The sequence below is a fragment of the Streptomyces sp. NPDC006294 genome, assembly GCF_042870895.1.
In the GTDB taxonomy this organism is placed as follows: Bacteria; Actinomycetota; Actinomycetes; order Streptomycetales; family Streptomycetaceae; genus Streptomyces.
The window spans coordinates 236,282-260,115 of sequence record NZ_JBIAHV010000002.1 but is presented as its reverse complement, the minus strand read 5'-3'; the positions used below and the strand labels follow the sequence as shown (position 1 = coordinate 260,115).

Genomic DNA, 23,834 nt, shown 5'->3' with positions numbered 1-23,834 from the left:
CGGTCGGCGCCGAACCCCCGCCGCCCTGGCCCTGACCCTCGCCCTCGGCATGACCGCCGGCGGCTGCTCGACGCCCGCCTTCTCCGGTCTCGAACAACTGCCGCTGCCCGGCGGCGCGGACCTCGGCGATCGCCCGTACGAGATCACCGCCGACTTCGCCGACGTGCTCAGCCTCGTCCCGCAGTCGTCGGTCAAGGTCAACGACGTCGCCGTCGGCCGCGTCACCGAGATCACCCTCGACCGGGACGACTGGACGGCCAAGGTCACCATGCGCGTCAACGGGGACGTCAAACTGCCCGCCAACGCGTACGCCCACCTCGAACAGTCCAGCCTCCTCGGCGAGAAGTACATCCAGCTCGCCCCACCGCCGAAAGCCGCCGCCGCGGAAGGCACCCTCGCCGACGGCGCCGCCATCCCGATGAGCCGCACCAACCGCAACCCCGAGGTCGAAGAGGTCTTCGGCGCGCTCTCACTCCTGCTCAACGGCGGCGGCGTCCAGCAGATCAGAACCATCGCAGGCGAACTCAACAAGGCGATGAGCGGCCGCGAACCGAAGATCCGCTCCATGCTGAAGCAGATCGACAAGCTCGTCAGCAGCCTCGACGCCAACAAGGAGGACATCACCGCCGCCCTCGACGGCGTCAACCGGCTCGCCGCCACCCTCGCCACCCGCAAACAACAGGTCGGCACCGTCCTCACCGGCCTCAGCCCCGGCCTCAGAGTGCTGGAGGAACAGCGCGGTTCGCTGCTCACCATGCTCCGCGCACTGGGCACCCTGTCCGCCGTCGCCGTCGACACCATCGACAGGGCGAAGGCCGACACGATCGCGAGCCTGAAGGCACTGGCCCCCACCCTCGAAGCACTCGCCGACTCCGGCCAGGACCTGCCGGACTCGCTCCAGGTCCTGCTCACCTACCCGTTCACCGACGAGGTGCTGCGCGGCGTGAAGGGCGACTACCTCAACGTGTACCTCGACGTCACGGCCGTACCCGGCACCACGATCATCCCCGAGTTCGTCCCCGACGACGACGAGCCCGCCGCCACGCGGGCAGGCGGCGGCGCGCCCCTGCCGCTGCCCTCGGTCACCGGCGCGGGCGGAGGGACCCCCTGATGCTCATGCCCGCCATCCGCCTCAAGAACATCGCGTTCCTCGTCATCGCCGTCCTCGTCCTCGGCTTCGTCGGCGTCCGCTACGCAGACCTCGGCCACCTGGTCGGTATGCGCGACCACTACCGCGTCCGGGTCCAACTCACCCAGACCGGCGGCCTCTTCACGCACTCGAACGTCACCTACCGGGGCGTTTCCGTCGGCCGGGTCGGTGACATCGAGCTCACGGACGACGGCGTCGAGGCGGAGCTGCGCATCGACGACGACGCGCCCCGCATCCCGGCCGACCTCGAAGCCGTCGTCGCCAGCCTCTCCGCCGTCGGCGAGCAGTACATCGACCTGCGCCCGGCGAGCGGCGACGGCCCCTACCTCGAGGACGGCGCGGTCATCGCCCGGGCGGACACCCGTGTCCCCGCCCCCGTGACCGACATGCTCACCAGCGTCGACACTCTCGCCTCCTCCGTGGACCTGGAGTCCCTGCGCACGGTCGTCGACGAATTCGGCACGGCGCTGAACGGCCGCGGCGACGACCTCCAAGTGCTCCTCGACAACGGCGGCGACTTCGTCCGCGCCGCCGACGAGGCGCTGCCCGTCAACACCCGGCTGCTGATCGAGGGGGAGACCGTACTGCGCACCCAGATCGAACACGGCCAGGCGCTCAAGGACTTCGCCGGCGGCGCGCGGGAACTCGCCGACCGGCTCAAGAGCTCCGACACCGACCTGCGCGCCCTCATCGCGGCCGCCCCGGACGCCGCGGGACAGCTCAGCGGCCTGCTGCGCGACGTCGACCCGGCCTTCGGAGTCGTCGTCGCCAACCTGCTCACCACCTCGCAGGTCGCCGTCACCCGGCAGCACGGCATCGAGGAACTGCTCGTCAAACTCCCCGCCGTCGCCGCCGCCGGCTCGACCGCCGTCAGCGACAAGGGGGCGAGGTTCGGCCTGTCGGTCACCTTCTTCAAGCCGCTGCCCTGCACCGACGGATACGGGGACACCGGCTACCGCAACGGCCTCGACACCTCACCCGCCGCCACCAACACCAAGGCCCGGTGCACCTCACCGCCGAGCAGCGGCAAGAACGTCCGCGGCAGCGCCAACGCCCCCACCGGCGGCCCGGTGCCCGACCCCGTACGGCCGGGCTCCCTGCCCGGAACGGGCGCGGGTTCGGGAGGCAAGGGTGACGCGGCCGGCCTGCTGCCGGGGGCGCTCGGGCTGCCGGCCGTGACCGGCCCCGCGCCCGGCATGGGCGGGCTGCTGGGCCTGGAGGTCGCGCCATGACCCGCGGCAGGGCGGCGGCTGCCCGGGCCGCCGTCGCGGCGGCCGTGGTGTTCTGCGCGTTCGGCGGCTGGACGTACGCACAGGCCGAGGGCGACGAGTCCCTCGCCTACGCCGCCTCGCGCGACACGGCGCTCGCCGAGGGCAAGGAGCGCGTCGCGGCCCTCACCGGCTTCGACGCGGAACAGCCGGAGGCGGGCCTGCGGAAATGGCTGGACGCCGCCACCGGGCCGCTGCGCGAGGAGCTGAAGAGAACGAAGACGAAGAGCGGCCCGACGGCGCGGGCGGAGGTCACCGACGCGGCACTGACCGCGCTCGACGACCGGACGGGCACCGCCGAGCTGATCGCCACCGTCGAGGTCACCGCTGCCTCCGCGCAACAGACCGGCGGCGCCGCGCCCGACACGCAGCGAAAGCGGCTGGAGGCGACGCTTGCCCGCACCGCCGACGGCTGGAAGGTCCAGTCGCTGGCGGCAGTCCCGGTCGGAGAGGTGTGACATGCGCGTCGAGGAGGAAGCCGAGGCGGACCTGCGGGACAAGCCACCGCCCGACGACGGCCCCGCCCCGTGTGCGCGGCGACGGCACACCTCCGTGGTCGTCGCCGTAGTCCTGGCGCTCGTCCTCGGCGGGGCGCTGCTCCTGGTGCGGGCCGGCCAGATGACGGGCGCACCCGCGGCCGACAACCGGGCGCTCACCGACACGGCGGCCACCGCCCGGGTGACCGGCGACGTCAGCAACGCGCTGACCGAGGTCTTCTCGTACCGGCCCGGCGACACCGCAGCCACCCGCGAGTCGGCGCGCGAACTGCTCGCGGGCAGGGCGGCCCGGCAGTACGCGGAGCTGTTCGGCCAGGTCGAGAAACACGCGGCCGAGCAGAAGCTGACGCTCACCACCCACGTCGTACGGGCCGGAGTGACCCGGCTGACGGGTCGGAGCGCACGGCTCCTGGTCTTTCTCGACCAGGTCTCGCAGCGGCAGGGCGCCGCGCCCGCCACCGCCGCCGCGCAGCTCTCCGTCACGGCCGAACTCGCCGACGGGCGCTGGCGGATCGTCGACATCGCATCCCGCTGAACCGACAGGGAGGAAGAGGGCACATGCCACGCACGCGTACGACGAGAAACCCGCTGGTCGCCGCAGCTCTCGCGCTGACGGTCCTGGCGGCCGGCCTCGCGGCGTGGGGAGGCTGGTCCTGGTACGGGGCCTCGAACGACGACTCCCTGGCCTTCGCGCAGAATCGCGACGAGGTGCTGGCCGCCGGCCGTCAGGCGGTGCAGAACATGAACACCCTCGACCACCGCGACCTCAAGGGAGGACTCGACACCTGGGAGGACTCCGCCACCGGTGACCTGCACCGGCAACTCGTGGACGGACGCCGCCAGTTCGAGAAGCAGATCCAGCAGTCCAGGACGGTCACCAGCGCCAAGGTGCTGTCCGCGGCCGTCACCGAACTGGACGACCGGGCCGGCCGGGCGAGCGTGATGGTCGCCCTGCGGATCACGGTGGCCGCGCCCAAGGGCGAACCGGCCCGCAAGGAGAGCCGGATGCTCGGCGAACTGACCCGTACGCCGGAGGGCTGGAAGCTCAGCGCCCTCGGCCAGGCGCCCGTCGGCAACACCGCCGCCGAGTAACCACCGAGAGGACTCCGGACATGTCGACGACCCGTCACCTCATCAACAGACAACGCCGGCTGGCGACGACCGCGGCGGCGGAGGGCGGCTCGCGGACCGTCACGGCGCCGGCCGCGACCGAGACCGGGGAGGCGTCCCCGCAGGGCGGCGGCCCGAGGACCGCCACGGCGCCCGCCGGTGGGCGGACCGGACCCCGGCGGCCTCTCGGCAGGCGTCCCGCGGCCCGCGCCTCGGCCGAAGAGGCCGGTGCCGAGACCGCAGCCGTAGCCGCCGATGCAGACGCCGGGGCTGACGCCCCCGCCCGGCGGCCCGGTGGCCGCCACGCCCGGCCCCTCGCCGTCCTTGCCGTACTGACCGTCCTGTTCGGCGGCTTCGCCGCCTTCGCCGCCACCCGCGCCGGCGACCTGCGCGACACCCCCGCCGCACGCGACACCGCCCTCACCGACATCGCCCGCACCAGTGAGGTCAAGGGCCAGGTCACCCAGGCCGTGGAGGCCGTCTTCTCGTACAACTTCGCCGACGCCCCGGCGCTCGACCTGGCCGCCGAGAAGCATCTGACAGGCCGGGCGGTCGAGCAGCACGACGGGATGCTCGCCGCCGTCCGCAAGGAAGGGCCGAAGCAGAAGCTCGTGCTCACCACCACCGTCACGGCCGGCGGCGTGGAACTCCTCGACGGAGACCGGGCCCGCGTCCTCCTCTACGCCGACCAGAGCAACACCCGCACCGCCACGAAGGAGGAGACGACGTACGCCGCCGCGATGCTCGCGGTCGACGCCGTGCACGAGGACGGCGCCTGGCGCATCGCCGGAATCGACACCTTCGGAGCGGGCTCATGAGGCCACTGAGGAAACGGACACGCCGGGGACTGGCCGGCACGGCGGCGGCCGTCGCCGCCATGACGGCGCTCACCGCCTCGCAGGCGCCCGGGACGCCGACGCCGCCACCCGTGGCCGCGATCGACAACAGGCCGACCGGGAACGCCGGTTGGCCGGTCACGCCCAACGACGACGCGTACCACACCGAACTGCCGCCGCTGCGTACCCCGGCCCCGCCCGCAGCTCCACCGACCGGCCCGGCACCCGCCCCGGTCGACCCGTCGGCCCTGGTCCGGGCCGAGTCGGGCATTCCGGCCACCGTGCTGGCGGCGTACCGCACCGCGGAGGCGCGGACCGGGCGCAGTGACCCGGGCTGCCGGCTGCCGTGGCAACTGCTCGCCGCCATCGGCAAGGTGGAGTCCGGCCACGCGCGCGGCGGCCGCGTCGGAACGACCGGTACGACCCTGACGCCCATCCTCGGCCCGGTCCTCGACGGGAACGGCTTCGCGCACATCGCCGACACCGACAACGGGGCCTGGGACGGCGACAGGCGCTACGACCGCGCGGTCGGGCCGATGCAGTTCATTCCCTCCACCTGGGCGAACTGGGGGCAGGACGCGAACGGCGACGGCCGCAGAGATCCCAACAACGTCCACGACGCGGCCCTCGCCGCGGCACGCTACCTCTGCGCCGGCGACCGGAGCCTCGCGGTCAAGGCCCATCTGGACGGGGCGATCCTGAGCTACAACCACTCGCACGCCTATCTGCGCACCGTGCTCGCCTGGTTCGACTTCTACCGCAAGGGCGTCCACCCGGTGGCCGACGGCAAGGGCGTGGTCCCGGTCAGCCCGGGGACCGGCGGGAAGAGCCCGGCGAAGAAGCCGGTCGGCGGCGCGGGCGGTGACGGCGGCGAGATCATCATCGGCCCGCCGCCCGGCTCACCGGCCCCGGCCCCCTCACCGGCCCCCTCACCGACCCGCGTCCCCGTCCCGTCGCCCGATCCGTCACCGGACCCGAGCGGCAGCCCCACCCCGAGCCCGTCCCAGGACCCGGTCCCGTCCCCCGATCCCTCGCCGGACCCCGGCCCGGACCCGAGCGACAGTCCCGCCCCGAGCCCCGACCCCGGCCCCTCCGACCCCGGCCCCTCGGCCTCGGACTGTCCCGCGCCGTCGTCCTCCGCACCGGCCCCCGAGCCCTCCGCTTCACCGCCCGGAGCGGACCCCGGCGACGGTCCCGCCGCCGCGGCGGACGGTGCCTGCTCACTCTCCTGACGGACTCAGCACCTCGTCCAGGTCGTAGCTCACCGGCTCCTCCAGCTGCGCGTATGTGCAGCCGGCGGGCTCCCGGTCGGGGCGCCACCTGCGGAACTGCGCGGTGTGCCGGAAACGGTCGCCCTCCATGTGGTCGTAGGCCACCTCCACCACCCGCTCCGGAGCCAGCGCCACCCACGACAGGTCCTTCTTGCCCGACCAGCGGCTCGGCGCCCCCGGCAGCCGGGCGCTCTCATGGGCGCTCTCCTGCGCCCAGGCCGCCCACGGATGCCCCTCGACCGGGTCCATCCGCAGCGGCTCCAGCTCCGCCACCAGCTCCTCCCGCCGCTGCATCGAGAACGCCGCGCAGACCCCCACGTGCTGGAGCGCCCCGGAGTCGTCGTACAGCCCGAGCAGCAGCGAACCGACGACCGGGCCGCTCTTGTGGAAGCGGTAGCCGGCGACGACCACGTCGGCGGTCCGCTCGTGCTTGATCTTGTACATCAGCCGGGTGTCCGGCCGGTACAGCAGGTCCAGCGGCTTGGCGATCACCCCGTCCAGCCCGGCGCCCTCGTAACGCTCGAACCACTGCCGTGCGATCTCGATGTCAGTGGTCGACGGCGCGAGGTGTACGGGCGGCCGGGCGCCCGCGAGCGCCTCGGTGAGCAGCTCCAGCCGGGCGCTGAGCGGCGCGTCGAGCAGCGACTCGTCGCCGAGCGCGAGCACGTCGAAGGCGACGAAGCTGGCGGGTGTCCGCTCGGCGAGCATCCGCACCCGGGAGTCGGCGGGGTGGATGCGCTCGGTGAGCCTGTCGAAGTCCAGCCGTCCGCCGTGCGCGATGACGATCTCTCCGTCGACGACGCAGCGCTCCGGCAGATTGGCGGCCAGCTCCGCGGCGAGCTCCGGGAAGTACCTGGTCAGCGGCTTGCCGGTACGGGAGCCGATCACCAGCTCGTCGCCGTCGCGGTGGACGATCGCCCGGAAGCCGTCCCACTTGGCCTCGTAGTGCATCCCCGGCGGGATCTTCTTCACGGACTTGGCCAGCATCGGCTTCACGGGCGGCATCACGGGCAGATCCATGGGTCGATTCTGCCCGATATGCGGCCTTGTCGCGCTCGGCCTACGGTGGCGCACATGGGTGCAGCGGTGGAACTGGAAGCAGGCGGTCGGACCGTACGGGTGTCCAATCCGGACAAGGTCTACTTCCCGGAGCGGGGCTTCACCAAGCTGGACGTGGTGCAGTACTACCTGGCTGTCGGCCCCGGCATCCTCCGCGCCCTGCGCGAGCGGCCCACGACGCTCGAACGCTACCCCGAGGGCGTGGAGGGCGAGTCGTTCTTCCAGAAGCGCGTCCCCAAGTACCTCCCCGACTGGATCCCCACCGCGCACATCTCCTTCCCGAGCGGGCGGACCGCCGACGAGATGTGCCCCACCGAGGTCGCCGCCGTGATCTGGGCCGCGAACCTCGGCACACTGCCGTTCCACCCCTGGCCGGTCCGCAGGGACGCCGTCGACCACCCCGACGAACTGCGCATCGACCTGGACCCGCAGCCCGGCACCGACTTCAAGGACGCCGTCCAGGCGGCCCACGAACTGCGTGCCCTGCTCGACGAGCACGGCCTGCGCGGCTGGCCCAAGACCTCCGGCGGGCGGGGCGTGCACGTGTACGTACCGATCGAGCCCCGCTGGGAGTTCACCGGTGTGCGGCGCGCCGCGATCGCCGTCGGCCGGGAGCTGGAGCGGCGGATGCCGGGGCGGGTGACCACGGCGTGGTGGAAGGAGGAGCGCGGGGAGCGGATCTTCGTCGACTACAACCAGACCGCCCGCGACCGCACGATCGCCTCCGCGTACTCGGTCCGTCCCCGCCCCCACGCCCCGGTCTCCGCGCCGCTGCGCTGGGAGGAGCTCGACGACGTCTCACCGTTCGACTTCGACATCGCCACGATGCCGGGCCGCTTCGCCGAACTCGGCGACGTCCACGCGGACATGGACGACCACGCCTTCTCGCTGGAGAGCCTGCTGGAGCTCTCGCGCAAGGACGAACGCGACCACGGCATGGGCGACCTGCCGTACCCCCCGGACTACCCCAAAATGCCGGGCGAACCGATGCGCGTCCAACCAAGCCGCGCGAAGAAGCCCACGTCCTGAGCGTGGAGGGAGCGCCGCCGGTGCCGGTTGCTGCCCCCGGTGGCTGCACGGCGGATCGCGACCGGCGTCCGTTCAGGCGATGAGCGGGCGGAGGCCGAGATCTGCCGCACGCCGTCCCTGCCCCCGACGGGCGGCCGCCGCCCCGGCCGTCGCCGTGTGCCGGCGACGGCCTCCGCCCCGGCGGATCCCGGGGCTTGGCCCCGGTTACGGGAAGGGGCGGCGTGGGGGGAGAGACCCCCGGCCCGCACCCGACCGCGTCTCCGCCGCGTAATCCCCCAGCGTCCGCCGCGCCCTCCACCCCCGCGCCTGCGCGCGCCTCACGTCGAGGACGACCGTGCGGGCCAGTTGGTCCACGGCGTACCCGCTGAGCGCCGGCTCCCGCTGACGCCGCCGGGCGACGGACTCCGCCGCCGCGGCAGCCAACCGGGCCGCACCCAGCGGGAGATGGACGATCCGGGCCGCGACGCCGTGCGCGTCCAGCACCGTGCGTACCGCCGCATCCCTCGCGTACGGCCGAGGGTCGGCGACGTTGTACGCGCCGGGCGGCCAGCCGGTCGCGGCGAGGCAGGCGTCGGCCAGGTTCTCGACCGCCGTCAGGCTGAGGCGCACGTCCGGGCCCGGCAGGAGCAGCGTGCCCGCCCTGGTACGGGACAGCAGGCGCGGCAGGAGCTGGGTGTCGCCGGGGCCGTACACGGCGCGCGGGCGGAGCACGACCGCGCCGGCGGCGAGGGCGAGCGCGTCGCCGGCCGCCTTGGTGCGGCCGTAGGCGTTGAGGTGCCCGGCCCGGGGGTGGTCCTCGCGGACCAGGGCGCGGTCGGGACGCGGATCGTAGACGCTGGCGCTGCTCACCCAGACCACCGGGCGGCCCCCGGCCGCGTCGAGCAGCCGTACGGTGCCGTCCACATTGACCGCGTGCATCCGCGCCTCCGCCGGGGAACCGGGCGGCGGGTCGCCGACCGCCGCCGCGCAGTGCACGACCAGGTCGACGCCGGACAGGTCCGGGGCGCCCGACGCGGCGTCCCAGAAGCGGAACTCGCCCGTCGGACCCGGCCGGCGGCCCACGCACACCACCTTGGCGCCGACCGCCGCCGCGGCGCGTGCGACATGGCCGCCGCAGAAGCCGGACGCACCGGTCACGGCGATGCGGAGACCGGCGGCGTTCACCGTGCGTCCCGCGACGCGGTGGCACGCAGCGTCAGCGACCGCCAGCCGGGGAGGGCCGCGCCGCGGTCGACCCGGGCCCGCACCACGGCCGGGCGGTACGGGGCCAGCGCCGCGAGCAGGTCCTCCAGCAGCGCCCCGGCGAGACCGGCTCCGGGACAGGTGTGCGGCCCGGCACCGAAGACCAGGCGGGCCACGGCGGGCGGCGCGGGGCAGCGCGCGTCGGGGTCACGGGTGTGCGCGCCGACGGCGTGCCGGGCGACCAGCAGCAGCCGGTCCCCGGCGCGCACCGGGCACCCGCCGGCGGTGCCGTCCGCCGCCGCGACCCGGGGCAGCAGCGGCGAGGCGGCCGTGACGCGCAGCAGTTCGCCGGCCAGGCTCCGGCGCAGGGTGTCGTCCGCGGCCTGGTCCCACAGGCCGGCGTCGGCGCACCAGGCGGCTGCCCGGGGGAGCGCGGCGACGGTGGTGTTCACGGCCGCGACCGCCACCATCGCGGACAGCGCCCCGTCAGCCCCGGATCCCCCGTCAGCCGCGGAGCCCCCGGAGCCCGTGGGGTCGCCCAGCAGTTCCCGCAGCCGCGCCGTCGCACGCGCCACGGCGGCCCGCGCGCCCGGCCTGCGCGGCCCGGGCAGCTCGCCGCGGACCGAGACCGCGGCGACCTCCGCGGCGGCCGCGGCGACCGCCTCCGGCGACGCGGGGGAGCGCAGCAGCGCGCAGACGATCGTGCCCGACAGCTCCCGGGTGAGCGCGACGACGTCCACCGTGCCGCCCGCCGCCAGCGGTGCGAGGCGGCGCTCGATCAACGGCCGCCACACGGCGCGCAGTTCCTCCACGCCCGCCGTGCCGAGATCCCGTGCGAGGCCGCGCCGCAGCGCACGGTGGGCGTCGCCGTCCTGGTCGAACAGCACACCGGCGCCCCCGGCGTCCGCCGCGCCCAGCGCCGACCGCGCCGCACCGCCCGTGGTCCCCCGGGCCGTACGGTCGAGCGGCAGCCGGGTCAGCACCTCGCGGTACGCGTCCGCGCCGTGGACGAGCACGGTAGGGCCGATCCGGCGGACCGGGCGGCCGCGGCCCACCGCGAGCAGGGCGAAGAGGAACGGGTGGGCCCGCAGATACACCCGGCGGTCACGCCGCCGCGCCCGCGCCCGGCCGGCGTCGTCGGCCCGGACCCGCTCCGGCTCTCCTCCGTGGGCCGGGCGTCCGCCGCCCGACTGTGCGGCATCGGCCGTTTCCGCGCCTTCGGCGCGTGTGCCGTCCGGACCGCCGCGGGCGGCCACCGGACATGCGGCGTCGCCGCTGCCGCCGAGGCGCCGGTCCGGCGACGGGGAGGACGGACGACCGGTCATGGCCGCACCCCCGCGAGCCCCGCCGTGCCCAGACGTTCCGCCGCGAGGCGCGCCGTCGCCGCCCGGTCCGGCTTGCGCGACCGGCCGGACAGCGGCACGTCCGCGAAGATCAGCGCGTCCGGCCGGGCGGAGCCCATCCGTCGCAGCGGCCCGGCGAGCGCGGCCCGCAGCCGGGCCTCGTCGTGGCCCGGCCGGGGCTGGACGACGGCGACCAGCCGCTCGTCGCCGTCGCCCGCCGGGACGCCGACGAGCACGGCGAGTTCGACGCCCGGCACGTGCAGCGAGGGTTCGTACAGCCCCGGATAGATGTTCTCGGCACGCCGCAGCACCATGTCCTTGCAGCGGCCCTCGAGCACGATCCGGCCCGAGGCGTCCAGGTGTGCGCGGTCGCCGGTGCGCACCCACGGGTCGGGGTCTTCTCCGAGGTAGCGGTCCCGGGCCGCCGGGCCGGTCAGCAGCAGTTGTCCGGCCTCCGTCCGCGCCTCGACACTCGGCAGCGGAGCACCGACGAGGTCGCCGGCCCCGTCGTACGCCGCCTTGTCGCGGGACTCGACGGCGGCGGCGGGGAACAGCTCGGTGAGCGCGTACACGCCCCACGCCTCCGTCGCGCCCGCCGCCCGTGTCCGGCCCAGCAGTTCGGCGCCGGCCGGGGCGGAACCGGTCCACACCCGGCCGGTGAAGCGGGCGCCGGCGTTCAGGGCGTCCCGCAGCTGCGGCGGGGTGAGGTAGGTGCCCTGCGGGCGCAGGCGTGGAAGCTGGCGCGCCAGGACCTTGGGCGAGCGTGCGGGGAGGGCGACCGGCGCGCCCTGGGCGAGTGAGGGGACGAGGACGAAGAACGTGCCGCCGACGACGGGTTCGCCCGCCAGGGCGGGGAACAGCTCGGCGACCGTGCTCATCCCGGCGGCGAGCCCGGAGCGGGTGTGCACCACGGCCCTGGGCCGGGACGTCGTGCCGGACGTGAACACGATGACGGCGTCGCCGTCGCCGTGGTCGAAGGCCGGCGGTCGCGCACCGGCCGTGCCGAGCGCCGGTGCGCAACCGGGCAGCCGGCGGCCGACCGTGGCCACCGGGCCGAGCTCGTGCAGCGGCGGCAGGGCGAGCCGGGCCCGCGCCGCCAGCGGCCGGGCCCAGCCGGCGACGGCCTGCGCGGCGGCGTCGGCCAGTACGAGCGAGGGCCGGACCGATGCCAGCCTGGCGCGCAGCACATCGGGCCCGGCGCCGGGGTCGAGGACGGCGGCGCGCAGCCCGAGCCGCCACAGGGCGAGGAGGACGGCGAGCGCCCGGGGGCCGGGACGCACCGCGACGCCGACGGTGTCGCCGGGGCGCAGCCCACGTGCGTACAGCGACGAGGCGTACGCGTCGGCCAGCTCCGCGAGTTCGCCGCGGGTGGCCCGGACCCGGGTCCGCCCGGTGCGGGTCGCGCCGAGCACGGCGGGCCGCTCGGGCGAGGAGCGCAGTGAGTGGTCGAGAAGGTCCAGCATGGTCAGCCGTCCACGGGTAGGAATGCGGTCACGGGCGAAGAGGGGCAAGGCACGCGTCAGCGCGGGTCGTCCCCGCGTCCGCCGCTGCCCTGGTCGAGATACCAGCGGGCGGTGCCCCGGATGCCGTACGCCCGGAGCCTGCGCGTGGAGTTCTCCACGACCATCGACGGGCAGCGCACGATCCGGTCCGTCTGCCGCCGCACCCGGTTGAGGAACAGCCGGTCCGTCGGCGACGGGCGGCGTGGCATTCCGCCGCAGGCCAGATAGAGGTCGGCGGTGATCGCCATGTTGTTGCCGGCGTGCATCCGGTACGGCGCGCGGAAGCCGTTGCGGCGGGCGTGCGCGGGCCGGAGCCGGCCGAACAGGGCGGCCAGCGCCACGAGTACGGAGAATCCGGCCCGGCCGAGGGGACCGTGCTCGTCGCGCCGGGCGACGATCCGCCCGCACACCATGACCGGGCCGGGCCGGGCGGTCATCGCCGCCCGGGCGGCCCCGGTCCAGCCGGGCCGTGGCAGACAGTCGGCGTCCGTACGGGCCAGCAGTGTGGCGCCCCGTTCGACGGCGTACCGGAAACCGGTGTCCACGGCGCAGCCCACGCCCTTCTCCGGCTCGTGGAGCACCTCCACCGGGAACGGCGCGGCGGCCGCGAAGTCCTTGGCGACCACGCCGGTGCGGTCGGAGGAGGCGTTGTCGACCACGAGCAGGGTGAAGTCCCGGTCCCGCTGCGCGGCGAGCGCCCGCAGGGTGCCGGCCAGCCGCTCCTCTTCCTGGTGCGCCGGCACCACGACCCACAGGGCGGTCACGACTTCTCCCAGACCATGGTCATGATGCTGATCCCGCCGCCGAGGCCGACGAACAGCACTCGCTCGCCCGCCGCCAACTCCTCGTACACCCGCTTCAGTTGGACACCGATGCTCGCGCTCGCGATGTTGCCCAGCTCGGGGACGGTGACCACCAGCTTGTCCGTCGGCGCACCGGTCAGCTCGGCGAACCGCTCGAGGTAGGGCACCGTCACCTGATGCACCAGCACCTTCGCGAAGCCGTCCCAGTCCAGTCCGGCCCGGTGCAGGGTCCGTTCGACGACGGAGGCGCCCACCTTCTCGAACACGCCGCGCAGTTCCCGGCCGTCGCCGCGGAAGTAGGTGTGCTCGTCGCCGCGCGGGTGGCGCGAGCCGCCGCCGGGTATGCCGCCGACCTCCCAGTGCTCGGAGTGCGTCTCGGTGTCGACGTCGAGGATGCCGCCGCGTTCGACCGCCTCCAGGACGACGGCGGCGCCCGCGTCCCCGAACGTGTAGCCGGCGAAGCCGGCGCGGAACTCTGCGAGACCGGCCGGATCGCGGCGTATCGCACGGGTCGGCGTCTCGCCGGTGACGACGAGCGCCCGTCGGGCGCGGCCCGCCAGGATGGTGCTGCGGGCGACGTCGATCCCGTTGATGAAGCTGTTGCAGGCGTTGGTGACGTCCAGGGCGTGCGCCTTCGAGCCGAGCCCGGCCTGCACGATGTGCGCGGTGGCGGGCTCGACCATGTCGCGTGACGCGGAGGCGAACAGCAGCAGGTCGATGTCGTGCGGGTCGAGCGACGCCTGCTCCAGCGCCCGGCGGCCGGCGCGTACGGCGAGCGTCGAGGCGTACTCGTCGTCCGCCGCGACGCGCCGGGTCTCGATCCCGGTGGCCTGCGCGAGCAGTGTGCCGGGCAGGGACTTGGCGAGGTGGCGGGTCGCCTCGCGCTGCAGGCTGTGCGATGTCAGCACCGCGTCGGGCAGTGCGCTGCCGACGCCGGTGATACCGACCCGCGGACGCGGGTCGCTCGTTTGTTTGAGCATGGGGGGATCGTCGCAGCCGGCGGACGGGCGGGCCTGAGTACGCCTGCTCATCTCCGGTGCGGCGCGGCTGAGTACGCGCGCCCCGGCGTCGGCCGGGGGGCCTGCGGCGCTCATTGCTTGCGGCTGTCCCACGGATTGCCGAGCCAGCCGTCGAAGGAGAGCACCAGGGCCGGCAGCGCGGCCCCCAGGCGCCGGTCGAGCCCCGGCGCGGACAGCAGCAGCTTGTCCCCGCACGACTTGAATTCCAGCGGCACCCGGCCGCCCGCACGCCGCCGATGACCTCGCCCTGCGCGCCGAGCATCTGGAACGTGGTGACCCCGCGCCGCGCGGACTCGGTCACCACGGTGGCCACCCGGCCCCCGCGGTGTTCGTCGGTCCACAGGACGAAGGAGCGGGCGCCGCTGTCGCGCGCCGCGAGGTAGGCCGGTACGCCGCCGGACGGCGCGGGTGGAAGGGCCCGCTGCCCCGCCGTCGACGACGGCGGGGCAGCGGGGTACGACGTCCGGACGCTTGCTCAGAACTCCTTGATCCTGATGTTGCGGTAGGAGATCACGTCCGTCGTGCCGTGGACCTGGAGGCCGACGTAGCCCGTGGCGTACCGGCGGCCGTCCGTGCCCGGGTCGTCGGAGCGGGGCGGGGTGAAGACCTGGCCGCCGGTGTTGTCGAACTCGTTGATCAGCCTGCCGTTGCGGAAGACCGAGTAGTGCTGGCCCTCCACACGGATCTCGTAGTCGTTCCAGGTGCCCTTGGGCGTCACCCCGGCGCCCGCGAGGCCGACGCGGTCGAAGCCGTACACCGAACCGGTCTTGTACATGTCGCCGTCCGGGCGGTCGAGAATCTGCACCTCGTGCCCGTACTTGATGGCGACCCACTCCGGACGGGACTCCTCCGGGTTGTCGTGGACGTACGGGAAGCGCACGAAGACACCGCTGTTGGCGTTCCCCTGGCCGGGGGCGTCGTCGCGCCACTGGAGCTTGAGCGAGAAGTCGCCGTACTGCCGCTGCGGGAACCACAGCATGCCCAGGCCCGGCGCGGTGGTGCTGCTCGTCATCGCCCCGTCCCCGGTCAGCGAGAAGCCGCCGCCGCCGACGTGCTGCCACTGGGCGAACGTCTCCTGCGTGCCGTCGAAGATCTCGCGGTAGCCGTTCGTCCGCCCAGGCTTGCCGATGCCCGACTGCTTGGCGGCCCGGGAGATCGTCCGGTGCTCACGGCTGTCGATCACCCCCTCGGCCAGAAGCCGGTCGAGCACCTCGTCCACGTGCTTGAGGAACAGCGCGTGGGAGGACCAGTCCTTCTCGTCCTCGATCAGCTCGTTGATGGTGCAGCGGTCCCGTGTCACCCGGTTGGGGACGCCGGTGTCGACGTCACCGACGACGACCGTTGAACGCTCGTCGTACTCGGGGCAGTTGGGCGCGGGGACGCCGCCGCCGTCCACGATGCTGAAGGAGACGCTCTTCGCCTCCGAGGTGTTGCCCGACCGGTCCGTCGCCCGGTACAGCACCGTGTGGTAGCCGACCCGGTCGACGATCACCGGCTCGGTGTAGGCGAGGTACGGGCCGCCGTCGAGCGAGTACTCGATCTTCTCGACGCCCGAGCCGCCGGCGTCGACCGCGACGACGGTGACCGTCGCGCTGGTGATGTACGCGCCGTCGGAGTTCTGCTCGCCCGCGACGCCGGCGGTGGTCTCCGGGGGCTGGGTGTCCCCGGCCGGCGGTGCGACGACCGTGAACGCCACCGACTTCTCGGCGGCCGCGTTGCCCGCCTTGTCGGTCGCCCGGTAGCGGACGGTGTGCGCGCCGGCCTCCCGTACCGCCACCGGTGCGGTGTACGGCTGCCAGGCGCCGTCCCCCGTCGCGTACTCGACGGTGTTGACGCCGGAGCCCGTGTCGGAGGCGGTCACGGTGACCGTGGCCGTCCCGAGGTACCGGCCCTGGTCGTCCTTCTCGCCCGTCACCGTGGCCGAGGTCTCCGGCGCGGTGGTGTCGTCGGTCGGCGGAGCGGCGACGGCGAAGTCGACCGACTTCTCCGCCTCGACGTTGCCCGCCTTGTCGTGGGCGCGGTAGCGGATGGTGTGCGGGCCGACCTGGTCGGCCACGACCGGCGCCGTGTACGGCTGCCACGGGCCGTCCGCCCCGACCGCGTACTCGATCTTGTCGACCCCCGTGCCCTCGTCGGTGGCCGCGAGGGTGACGGCGGCCTGGCCGATGTACGCGCCGTCGGCGTTCCGGTCGCCGTCCACGGTCGCCGTGGTGACGGGCGCGGTGGTGTCCTCGCCACTGCCCGCGGTGACGGTCAGGATGCCCTGCATGGTGCCGTGGCCGGGGATGGTGCAGTGGTAGAAGTACCGGCCCTCGGTCAGGTTCACCCGGGCGGTGTGCCTGCCGCCCGTGTCGTCGTCGGGATTGGCCAGCAGGTTGAGCTGGACGTCGTTGTTGAACTCGACGTCGGAGACGGAGAACGTCAGGGTGTGCGGCATACCGGTGGTGTTGCCGGTGGCCGCGCTGTTCTCGAAGACGATCGTCGCCGGGCCGGCCACGGCCGTCGTCGGGAAGGACAGGTACGTGTCGATCGGGTCGCCGGCCGTCCAGGTGAGCACCTGTTCGGCGGCGGCCTCCCGGCTCCCGGCCGGCTTGCCGTGGGCGGCCGCGGACATCAGTCCGACGACCATCGCCACGGCGGCCAGCAGGGCCGTCCACACGCTCGTGGTGCGCTGTCCGAATCTCACTGCGCCGCCTTCCTCGCCAGCTGGTCCGCGGCCGGGGTCGCCCCGCCGCCCTTGTAGGTGACGCGCCACAGCGCGGAGTTGGAGTCGGAGGTGAAGAACCCGCGCCCGTAGTCCAGGACGTACAGCGACCCGTCGGGCGCGAACTTCCAGTCCATGAGGTTGCGGATGCCGCCGGAACCGGTCGGGACGATCTTCTTGAGCGACTCGGCGTGCACCGGCAGACCGCCCCTGCCCACCGTCTTCGGGTCGGTCAGCACCGCGTGGCGCGGCTGGTCGCCGTCGTAGAAGTCGCCGACGAACCACTTGCCGTCCCAGTACGCGGGCCACTTGACCGCCGAGTCGCTCGACGCGTCGTAGCGGTAGACCGGGCCGTTCATCGTCGCCTGGCCGCCGCCCTTGAGCCACGGCAGCAGCAGCTTCTGCTCCTCCTGCTGGTAGCTGGGAATGCCGTTCGCGTCCCGCGGGTAGTCGACCCCGCCGCCCTGCGGCGAGTACCAGATGGTGTTGGGCGTGACGGGCGGCAGATTCACCAGGCCGTCGTTGTGGGGCGACTCGTTCTTCGGGGCGTCGCAGTCGTACCAGCCGAGCGGCTGGGACGGGTCCGGCAGATTGCGGTCGCGGTAGGGCTGGTTGTTGCCCATGCAGTACGGCCAGCCGTGGTTGCCGGCCCGCGTGATGGCGGCGAAGGTGTCGTACTTGGCCGGACCCCAGGTCGTCGAGGGGGCGCCTGCGTCCGGACCGACCCATCCCGCGTAGAGGATGTCGGTGCTCTGGTCGACGAAGATGCGTGCCGGGTTGCGGACACCCATCACATAGATCTCGCCGCGGGTCTTGCCGCCGCCCTCCGCGGTCTCCTCGCCCGTGAACAGATTCCCTTCGGGGAGGGTGTAGGTCCCGTCGTCCTCGGGGTGGATGCGGAGAATCTTGCCGTTGAGGTTGTTGGTGTTGCCCGCGGTGCGGCGCGCGTCGGCGAAGGAGACGCCCTTGAAATTCGGCTCCGGGTTGTTGCCCGAGTAACCGCCGCTGAAGCCGGACGAGTTGTTGTCGCCGGTCGCGATGTAGAGGTTGCCCTTCGAGTCCCAGGCCATCCCGCCGCCCGCGTGGCAGCAGCTGTGGATCTGCACCGGCCAGTCCAGCACCACCTTCTCGCTCGCCAGATCCAGACGGTTGGTGGCCAGGTCGAGCGTGAAGCGGGAGACCCGGCGCTCGGCCATGTGCGTCTCACGGTCGATCCCGGAATGGGGCGTGTAGTGCAGATACACCCAGCCGTTGGTCAGGAAGCCGGGGTCCAGCTCGATGCCGAGCAACCCCTCCTCGTTCTTGACCAGTTCGTCGCCGCCGCCCTTGTTGCCGAAGACGGTCAGCGCGCCGGCCCTGGTGACCTGTTTCGTCGCCGGGTCGTAGACGTGGATCTCGCCCTGGCCCTTGCCGACGTCCGGGTCGTTCCAGTCCCGGACGACCGGCACGCTCGAGTCGGCTCCGCCGCGCCCGATGTAGAGCACCCGACCGTCGGGTGCGGTGACCAGGCCGTGGGGTTCGCCGATCTGGTCGTTGCGGCCGGGCTGGTTGGGCTTCGTGACCCGCTCCGCCGTGTAGTTGGCGTCGATGGTGGCCTTGCAGTCGGCCTGCGAGAGCCGCGTCGTCCAGGCGAGCGCGCCGCGCAGATGGTCGCGGAAGTCGGTCTCGGCGAAGCTGTCGACCGTGCCGCCCATGCCGGTGTAGAAGGACCGGCCGCCGTCGTAGTCACGGCACCAGGAGACCGGGTGGTCCCAGCCGCCCGGCTTCGCCGCAGGGGTGTACGAACTCTCCTTGACGCGGGCCACGGTGTGCACCGAACCCGAGGGGTTCTGGGCCCAGTTGAACCACTTGTCGGGCCGCTTCCACTGCAACGGGAGCGACCGGGTGGCCGGATGCACCCGGTCCCCGACCTCGACGACTGCCCGCTGCGTGCTGCTGGGCGCCCCCGTCGGCCGGGCGCCGATCAGGCCGGTGAACCAGTCCGAGTACGGCTCGGTGCGCGCCGCGTCGTGGATGCCGACGAAACCGCCGCCCGCCTCCAGATACGACTCGAGACCGGCCTCCTGCGCCGGGTCGAGCACATCGCCGCCGCCGGTCAGGAACACGACCGCGTTGAACCGGCCGAGGCGCTTGCCGTCGGTGAACACCGCCGGGTCGTCGGTGGCCTCCGTCCTGAACCGGCCCGTCACGGGCCCGCTCCGGCCGATCCGCTCGATCGCCGCGATACCGGCGTCGACGGTCGGGGACTCCGCCCCGGCGGACGCGTGGAAGACCAGCACCCGCACATTCGCGCCGCCCGGCGGCGACGGCAGGGACAACGTTGTCGGAGGCGGCGCCGGATGGGGCGCGGCGCCGGCGACACCGCCTCCCGCGAGCAGGGAGGCGGTCAGGGCTCCGACGCCGAGGGCCGCCGCCAGTGGACGTAGCGGGGATCTTGTTCGTTTGGACCTGTGATGCGGTGCGTGCTGCATGTGGTCACCTCACCCATCCCTCTGTGGTCACAACAACAGCCGCTGAAGCTAGACCTCTTTTCGCGGTTCGCCAATAGATATGACTGCAATCCGACGAACTTTGTCCTGGATGTGGATAAACAGGGTTGGCCCGGCTACCGTGTGGCCGTCCCCGGGGTGGTATGCCCCGTCAATCTCTGCCCACGGATGGAGAGTTCGACATGGACAGACGGAGCTTCAACCGACGCCTCCTCGCGAGTGGCGCCGTGGCGGCCGCCGGAGTGACATCGTTGTCGGCCGCTTCCGCCTCCACGGCCGCTCCCGCCCCGGCGAAAGGCGCACCCAGGACTGCCCAGGCGGGCGGCCAGGTACGCCATCTCAGGCTGTACGCCGAGAAATTGACGAACGGCTCGATGGGATACGGCCTGGAAAGGGGCCGGCCCACCATTCCGGGCCCGCTGATCGAACTCGTCGAGGGCGACACGCTGCACATCGAGTTCGAGAACCTGATGGACGTCCCCGTCAGCCTGCACCCCCACGGCGTCGACTACGACATCGCCAACGACGGCACGCGGATGAGCCGCAGCCATGTCGAACCGGGCGCCACCCGCACCTACACCTGGCGCACCCACGCTCCCGGCAGGCGCTCGGACGGCACCTGGCGGGCGGGCAGCGCGGGTTACTGGCACTACCACGACCATGTCGTCGGCACCGACCACGGCACCGGCGGCATCCGCAAGGGCCTCTACGGTCCGCTGGTGGTGCGCAGGAAGGACGACATCCTGCCCGACAAGCAGTTCACGATCGTCTTCAACGACATGACGATCAACAACCGCCCGGCAGCCGATCCGCCCAACTTCCTTGCCACGGTGGGCGACCGCGTCGAGATCATCATGATCACGCACGGGGAGTTCTACCACACCTTTCATATGCACGGTCACCGCTGGGCCGACAACAGGACCGGCCTGCCGACCGGCCCCGAGGACGTCAGCCGGGTGATCGACAACAAGATCACCGGTCCCGCCGACTCCTTCGGCTTCCAGGTGATCGCCGGCGAACACGTGGGCGCCGGCGCGTGGATGTATCACTGTCACGTCCAGAGCCACTCGGACATGGGCATGGCCGGCCTCTTCCTCGTCGCCAAACCGGACGGCACCATCCCGGGATACGAACCCCATCACCCGGCGGGCGGCGCGGCAGACGGGGGCCACGCGCACTGACCGGCTCCCGCATACGGCCCGTCCCCGGTGCCGGCCCGCGTCCGGGACCAAGGCCGACCGGAGCCCCCGACTCGTCGTCTCGCCCACCTCGCGGACGAGCTTCGTCTCGTACGCCACCGAGGTCTGACGCCGCAGGTGAGCGCCCCGCGCCGGGTCGGGGCCGGCTCCGGGGCGCTCGTCGTCGCAGGGCCGCTCAGCCGCGGGTCACGTCAGCGGCCAGGTCCCACATCTCCCACGCGGTGAACGGGTCGGCCTGGACGTACAGGCGCGAACCGCGGGCGAGGACGCGGCGCTTGCCGACGGGCGAGCCGTCGGGCCGGACGAGCGTGCTGTGCAGATACGGCGCGGCGGCGCGCTCGGTCAGCGTGCACAGGACGAGCCGGTCCTTCTCCTGGCCGTAGCCGCCGAAGAGGGCCGCACCACATCCCGTCGCCGACGGCGAAGGTCCGACTCGTCCTGCCCAGCGGGTCGAAGACCTGGACGTGGTCCGCGCCGCTCAGGCGGCGCGCGTCGGCCACGACGAAACCGCCGTCGGGCAGGGCGTCCAGGAGCGGATACCGCGCGGTCACCGCGCTGAGCCGGGTCTCCTCCACCCGGCCGTCGTCCACGGTGACGGCCGACGCGTCGTACGGACCGTCGCCCGGGTCGGCCCCGGTGAGCAGCCAGTGCGCGCGCCCGAAGGCGTCCACGGTGCTGTGCAGGATGCGCTGCCCGGCGTGGGCGTGTCGCGGCAGCCGGGCGTAGGGGGTCAGAGGGGTGGTGTCCATGCGGCGGGGCTCCTCGGCAGTGGTGGACGGGCTCGGCGGTGATGCGGGCCGGTCCGGCGGCGCGTTGGCCAAGGGCGGCGTCGGGCGCCTACGCGGCATGGGCCTTTCTGGTCGTCATGGCCGGTGATCCTGCCGGATGCCGCGGCCGTGGCGCAACGCGATGGCGCGAGCCGGGAGGCAGCCGGGCGCGCCGCCGTGCGGACGGGCGGGACGCGGGGGCAGAATCGGCGGCGGCCGGGGAGGGCGCGCAGGTTGTTGACGCTTCATTGAGCCGATGTTTATCGGCCATGGGCAAGGTGGTCCGCATGCCGATCAACACCACCATCACCACCCCCACCACCGAGGACGCACTCTCCTGGCAGGAGAGCGCGTTGTGCGCCCAGGCGGGCCCCGAGTTCTTCTTCCCGGCCCCCGGTTCCTCCACCCGCGAGGCCAAGCAGCTCTGCGGGGCGTGCGAAGGACGGGTGGCGTGCCTGGAGTACGCCCTGACGAACGACGAGCGGTTCGGTGTCTGGGGCGGCCTCTCCGAGAAGGAACGTCTCCGCCTCAAGCGTGCCTCGAACTGAACTGAGCGTGAGGCGACCCGCTCAGGAGCTGATGCGGAACGTCTCCCCGTACACGCGCCACACGAGCGGGGTGGCCAGCTCCATGTTGCCGCCGCGCAGGAACACCCGCTGGGCGGTGTCGATCCGGGACGAGTCCCTGGTCTGCTCGGTCTTCTGCTGCTTGATCACGGCCCGGCCGGCGTCGAGGAAGGCGTTGAGATACGCCTTCTCGTCGCCGCCCTCGGCAGCCGTGTCGGCTGCCTTCATCGCCGCCTCGCGGATGCCGTAGAAGCCCTGCGGACCGATCCCCGGGCCGTGGAGCACCATCGCGTCGTAGTAGATGAACTGACCCAGGGTGGACAGGCCGTCCATCTTGGCCAGCCGCACCGCCGGGTCGAAGTAGATGCGGTCCCGCATCTCGTCCTGGGCCGCGCGGAACGCGGGGTCCTTCGCGGTCTTCGCCCAGGCCGCCTCGAACGGCTCGCCGAGCCCCTCGTGCGAGTCGGTGCCGTCGACCGCGCGCAGGGCGGGGAGGTAGCGGGCGAGCGGGTTGTCCGGGTGCTCCTTCGTGAAGTACTCGACGAGCTGGAGCATGTCGTTCGTACCGGAGCAGAAGCCGACGATCCCGGCCGTGTAGCCGTTACCGTCGCCGATGTCCTCGATGACGCCGTACTGGCCGCGCCAGTCGAGCGTCGAGTTCTCCGCGCTCGCCACCAGCCGGGCGGCGATCTCCTTCTTGGCCGGGTCCGCGAGGCCGGGCGGCATCGCGTCGATGCGCTTCTCCAGCTTCTGCTGCTGCTCCGGCGTGCCGGACTTGAGCGGGTCGGGCGCCGTCGGCGTGGTGCTGATGCGCAGACTCGGGTCGTCCTTGGGACGTTGCGCCTCGCCGTCCGTGCCGAACAGGACGGAGACGGCCACGGCTATCGGGGCGCCGATCAGGACGATACGGGTCAGGGGCTTCACGCGGGACAGCGTACGGTGCCGCCGTCACGCCCCAGAAGCCCCCTGCCCGTGCCCGGGGCGGCGCCCCCGGCCGGCGTTACTGCGCCGCTGCGCGGGCCGCCATCCGGGCCTTGCGCGCCGCGAGCTTCTCGTCGAACTTGAGCGCCTCGGCGTCCAGCCCGCCCATGTACAGGCCGAGCTCGTCCTGCGCCTGCTGGCCCTCGGGCCCGAGACCGTCGATCTCCATGACCTTCAGGTAGCGCAGCACCGGCTGCAGCACGTCGTCGTGGTGGATGCGCATGTTGTAGATCTCGCCGATCGCCATCTGCGCGGCGGCCCGCTCGAAGCCCGGCATACCGTGTCCCGGCATCCGGAAGTTGACGACGACGTCGCGCACGGCCTGCATGGTCAGGTCGGGGGCGAGCTCGAAGGCCGCGCCCAGCAGATTGCGGTAGAAGACCATGTGGAGGTTCTCGTCGGTCGCGATGCGTGCCAGCATCCGGTCGCAGACGGGGTCACCCGACTGGTGGCCGGTGTTGCGGTGCGACACGCGCGTCGCGAGCTCCTGGAAGGCGACGTACGCGACGGAGTGCAGCATCGAGTGGCGGTTGTCCGACTCGAAGCCCTCCGCCATGTGGGCCATCCGGAACTGCTCCAGCTGGTCCGGGTCGACGGCGCGCGAGGTGAGCAGGTAGTCGCGCATCACGATGCCGTGCCGGCCCTCCTCGGCGGTCCAGCGGTGCACCCAGGTGCCCCAGGCGCCGTCGCGGCCGAAGAGGGAGGCGATCTCGTGGTGGTAGCTCGGGAGGTTGTCCTCCGTGAGCAGGTTCACCACCAGCGCGATCTTGCCGATGTCGGTGACCTTGGACTGGCTGGGCTCCCAGGCCTCGCCGTCGTCGAAGATCCCGGGGAAGTTGCGGCCGTCGGAGAAGGGAACGTACTCGTGCGGCATCCAGTCCTTGGCGACCTTCAGATGGCGGTTGAGTTCCTTCTCCACCACCTCTTCCAGCGCGTACAGCAGCCGGGCGTCTGTCCACGCTTCCGAACTGCCGAGGTGGGGAGAGGTGATCGTCACGGGGGCTCCTGGGGGACGGGAGAGTTACCTACGTACTCGTAGGTTACGAAACCGTAGGTTAA

General features: G+C 73.1%; 22 protein-coding genes. 10 read left to right on the top strand and 12 right to left on the bottom strand.

The window, feature by feature from the left end:
- The first annotated feature begins 49 nt into the window (after positions 1–49).
- The 7 genes from ACFYOP_RS04125 to ACFYOP_RS04095 are packed head-to-tail and all read left to right on the top strand — an operon-like array spanning position 50 to position 6,093.
- Complete coding sequence (locus ACFYOP_RS04125; RefSeq protein WP_356891187.1) at positions 50–1,111, top strand: MCE family protein; 1,062 nt, start codon at positions 50–52, stop codon at positions 1,109–1,111.
- Positions 1,111–2,382, top strand: coding sequence for an MlaD family protein (locus ACFYOP_RS04120; protein WP_356890712.1), 1,272 nt, complete (start codon positions 1,111–1,113; stop codon positions 2,380–2,382). The genes ACFYOP_RS04125 and ACFYOP_RS04120 overlap by 1 nt, the downstream gene beginning before the upstream one ends.
- A complete protein-coding gene (locus tag ACFYOP_RS04115) occupies positions 2,379–2,876 on the top strand; it encodes a hypothetical protein (protein WP_356890714.1) in 498 nt (165 codons plus the stop codon). Before ACFYOP_RS04120 ends, ACFYOP_RS04115 begins: the two co-directional genes overlap by 4 nt.
- Position 2,877: 1 nt before the next feature.
- Entirely contained in the window at positions 2,878–3,450 is a 573-nt protein-coding gene (locus ACFYOP_RS04110; protein ID WP_356890716.1) for a hypothetical protein, read from the top strand.
- Between the two features lie 23 nt (positions 3,451–3,473).
- A complete protein-coding gene (locus ACFYOP_RS04105) occupies positions 3,474–4,007 on the top strand; it encodes a nuclear transport factor 2 family protein (protein ID WP_356890718.1) in 534 nt (177 codons plus the stop codon).
- Between the two features lie 20 nt (positions 4,008–4,027).
- Positions 4,028–4,843, top strand: a complete 816-nt coding sequence (locus ACFYOP_RS04100; protein WP_356890720.1) for a hypothetical protein — start codon at positions 4,028–4,030, stop codon at positions 4,841–4,843.
- Positions 4,840–6,093 (top strand): lytic transglycosylase domain-containing protein, encoded by a 1,254-nt coding sequence (locus ACFYOP_RS04095; protein ID WP_356890722.1) that lies wholly within the window; start codon positions 4,840–4,842, stop codon positions 6,091–6,093. The genes ACFYOP_RS04100 and ACFYOP_RS04095 overlap by 4 nt, the downstream gene beginning before the upstream one ends.
- Here ACFYOP_RS04095 and ACFYOP_RS04090 read toward each other — a convergent pair.
- Complete coding sequence (locus tag ACFYOP_RS04090; protein ID WP_356890724.1) at positions 6,082–7,152, bottom strand: ATP-dependent DNA ligase; 1,071 nt, start codon at positions 7,150–7,152, stop codon at positions 6,082–6,084. The two genes, ACFYOP_RS04095 and ACFYOP_RS04090, sit on opposite strands and share 12 nt — an antisense overlap.
- Before the next feature lie 54 nt (positions 7,153–7,206).
- On the opposite strand from ACFYOP_RS04090, the gene ligD reads away from it, so the two are divergent.
- Positions 7,207–8,220, top strand: coding sequence for a non-homologous end-joining DNA ligase (ligD, locus tag ACFYOP_RS04085; protein WP_356890726.1), 1,014 nt, complete (start codon positions 7,207–7,209; stop codon positions 8,218–8,220).
- A 204-nt stretch (positions 8,221–8,424) separates the two neighbouring features.
- Here the strand turns inward: ligD and ACFYOP_RS04080 are convergent, their stop codons facing one another.
- The 8 genes from ACFYOP_RS04080 to ACFYOP_RS04045 form a co-directional block, all read right to left on the bottom strand.
- Positions 8,425–9,384, bottom strand: a complete 960-nt coding sequence (locus tag ACFYOP_RS04080) for an NAD(P)-dependent oxidoreductase (RefSeq protein ID WP_356890728.1) — start codon at positions 9,382–9,384, stop codon at positions 8,425–8,427.
- A complete protein-coding gene (locus tag ACFYOP_RS04075; protein WP_356890730.1) occupies positions 9,381–10,727 on the bottom strand; it encodes a cytochrome P450 in 1,347 nt (448 codons plus the stop codon). The genes ACFYOP_RS04080 and ACFYOP_RS04075 overlap by 4 nt, the downstream gene beginning before the upstream one ends.
- Entirely contained in the window at positions 10,724–12,208 is a 1,485-nt protein-coding gene (locus tag ACFYOP_RS04070; protein ID WP_356890732.1) for a class I adenylate-forming enzyme family protein, read from the bottom strand. Before ACFYOP_RS04070 ends, ACFYOP_RS04075 begins: the two co-directional genes overlap by 4 nt.
- Before the next feature lie 56 nt (positions 12,209–12,264).
- Entirely contained in the window at positions 12,265–13,011 is a 747-nt protein-coding gene (locus ACFYOP_RS04065) for a glycosyltransferase family A protein (protein WP_356890734.1), read from the bottom strand.
- Positions 13,008–14,030, bottom strand: coding sequence for a ketoacyl-ACP synthase III (locus ACFYOP_RS04060; RefSeq protein WP_356890736.1), 1,023 nt, complete (start codon positions 14,028–14,030; stop codon positions 13,008–13,010). Before ACFYOP_RS04060 ends, ACFYOP_RS04065 begins: the two co-directional genes overlap by 4 nt.
- 110 nt (positions 14,031–14,140) lie before the next feature.
- The gene (locus tag ACFYOP_RS04055; protein WP_356890738.1) at positions 14,141–14,284 is read right to left on the bottom strand and encodes a hypothetical protein; all 144 of its coding nucleotides are present in this window, start codon (positions 14,282–14,284) and stop codon (positions 14,141–14,143) included.
- 260 nt (positions 14,285–14,544) lie between these two features.
- On the bottom strand, positions 14,545–16,698 hold the full coding sequence (locus tag ACFYOP_RS04050; RefSeq protein WP_356891189.1) for an OmpL47-type beta-barrel domain-containing protein: 2,154 nt from the start codon (positions 16,696–16,698) through the stop codon (positions 14,545–14,547).
- Between the two features lie 53 nt (positions 16,699–16,751).
- Positions 16,752–19,244 (bottom strand): ThuA domain-containing protein, encoded by a 2,493-nt coding sequence (locus tag ACFYOP_RS04045; protein WP_356890740.1) that lies wholly within the window; start codon positions 19,242–19,244, stop codon positions 16,752–16,754.
- Positions 19,245–19,444: 200 nt separating this feature from the next.
- Between ACFYOP_RS04045 and ACFYOP_RS04040 the strand changes: the two genes are divergently transcribed.
- Entirely contained in the window at positions 19,445–20,443 is a 999-nt protein-coding gene (locus ACFYOP_RS04040) for a multicopper oxidase domain-containing protein (protein ID WP_356890742.1), read from the top strand.
- Positions 20,444–20,652: 209 nt separating this feature from the next.
- On the opposite strand, the gene ACFYOP_RS04035 is transcribed toward ACFYOP_RS04040, so the two are convergent.
- The gene (locus ACFYOP_RS04035; RefSeq protein ID WP_356890744.1) at positions 20,653–21,210 is read right to left on the bottom strand and encodes a hypothetical protein; all 558 of its coding nucleotides are present in this window, start codon (positions 21,208–21,210) and stop codon (positions 20,653–20,655) included.
- A 305-nt stretch (positions 21,211–21,515) separates the two neighbouring features.
- Here ACFYOP_RS04035 and ACFYOP_RS04030 point away from each other — a divergent pair, with 305 nt between their 5' ends.
- The gene (locus tag ACFYOP_RS04030) at positions 21,516–21,776 is read left to right on the top strand and encodes a WhiB family transcriptional regulator (RefSeq protein ID WP_356890746.1); all 261 of its coding nucleotides are present in this window, start codon (positions 21,516–21,518) and stop codon (positions 21,774–21,776) included.
- A gap of 21 nt (positions 21,777–21,797) precedes the next feature.
- On the opposite strand, the gene ACFYOP_RS04025 is transcribed toward ACFYOP_RS04030, so the two are convergent.
- Entirely contained in the window at positions 21,798–22,709 is a 912-nt protein-coding gene (locus ACFYOP_RS04025; RefSeq protein ID WP_356891191.1) for a chitosanase, read from the bottom strand.
- Positions 22,710–22,794: 85 nt separating this feature from the next.
- Positions 22,795–23,772, bottom strand: coding sequence for an acyl-ACP desaturase (locus ACFYOP_RS04020; RefSeq protein WP_356890748.1), 978 nt, complete (start codon positions 23,770–23,772; stop codon positions 22,795–22,797).
- Between the last annotated feature and the right edge of the window lie 62 nt (positions 23,773–23,834).

What these genes read in the sequence shown, in the direction of transcription:
- ACFYOP_RS04035 (WP_356890744.1), bottom strand. Translation starts at nt 21,210, where the DNA reads ATGGACACCACCCCTCTGACCCCCTACGCCCGGCTGCCGCGACACGCC.
- ACFYOP_RS04120 (WP_356890712.1), top strand. Translation starts at nt 1,111, where the DNA reads ATGCTCATGCCCGCCATCCGCCTCAAGAACATCGCGTTCCTCGTCATC.
- ACFYOP_RS04075 (WP_356890730.1), bottom strand. Translation starts at nt 10,727, where the DNA reads ATGACCGGTCGTCCGTCCTCCCCGTCGCCGGACCGGCGCCTCGGCGGC.
- ACFYOP_RS04070 (WP_356890732.1), bottom strand. Translation starts at nt 12,208, where the DNA reads ATGCTGGACCTTCTCGACCACTCACTGCGCTCCTCGCCCGAGCGGCCC.
- ACFYOP_RS04110 (WP_356890716.1), top strand. Translation starts at nt 2,878, where the DNA reads ATGCGCGTCGAGGAGGAAGCCGAGGCGGACCTGCGGGACAAGCCACCG.
- ACFYOP_RS04040 (WP_356890742.1), top strand. Translation starts at nt 19,445, where the DNA reads ATGGACAGACGGAGCTTCAACCGACGCCTCCTCGCGAGTGGCGCCGTG.
- ACFYOP_RS04090 (WP_356890724.1), bottom strand. Translation starts at nt 7,152, where the DNA reads ATGGATCTGCCCGTGATGCCGCCCGTGAAGCCGATGCTGGCCAAGTCC.
- ACFYOP_RS04045 (WP_356890740.1), bottom strand. Translation starts at nt 19,244, where the DNA reads ATGCAGCACGCACCGCATCACAGGTCCAAACGAACAAGATCCCCGCTA.
- ACFYOP_RS04095 (WP_356890722.1), top strand. Translation starts at nt 4,840, where the DNA reads ATGAGGCCACTGAGGAAACGGACACGCCGGGGACTGGCCGGCACGGCG.
- ACFYOP_RS04125 (WP_356891187.1), top strand. Translation starts at nt 50, where the DNA reads ATGACCGCCGGCGGCTGCTCGACGCCCGCCTTCTCCGGTCTCGAACAA.
- ACFYOP_RS04100 (WP_356890720.1), top strand. Translation starts at nt 4,028, where the DNA reads ATGTCGACGACCCGTCACCTCATCAACAGACAACGCCGGCTGGCGACG.
- ACFYOP_RS04050 (WP_356891189.1), bottom strand. Translation starts at nt 16,698, where the DNA reads ATGGTCGTCGGACTGATGTCCGCGGCCGCCCACGGCAAGCCGGCCGGG.
- ligD (WP_356890726.1), top strand. Translation starts at nt 7,207, where the DNA reads ATGGGTGCAGCGGTGGAACTGGAAGCAGGCGGTCGGACCGTACGGGTG.
- ACFYOP_RS04030 (WP_356890746.1), top strand. Translation starts at nt 21,516, where the DNA reads ATGCCGATCAACACCACCATCACCACCCCCACCACCGAGGACGCACTC.
- ACFYOP_RS04060 (WP_356890736.1), bottom strand. Translation starts at nt 14,030, where the DNA reads ATGCTCAAACAAACGAGCGACCCGCGTCCGCGGGTCGGTATCACCGGC.
- ACFYOP_RS04105 (WP_356890718.1), top strand. Translation starts at nt 3,474, where the DNA reads ATGCCACGCACGCGTACGACGAGAAACCCGCTGGTCGCCGCAGCTCTC.
- ACFYOP_RS04115 (WP_356890714.1), top strand. Translation starts at nt 2,379, where the DNA reads ATGACCCGCGGCAGGGCGGCGGCTGCCCGGGCCGCCGTCGCGGCGGCC.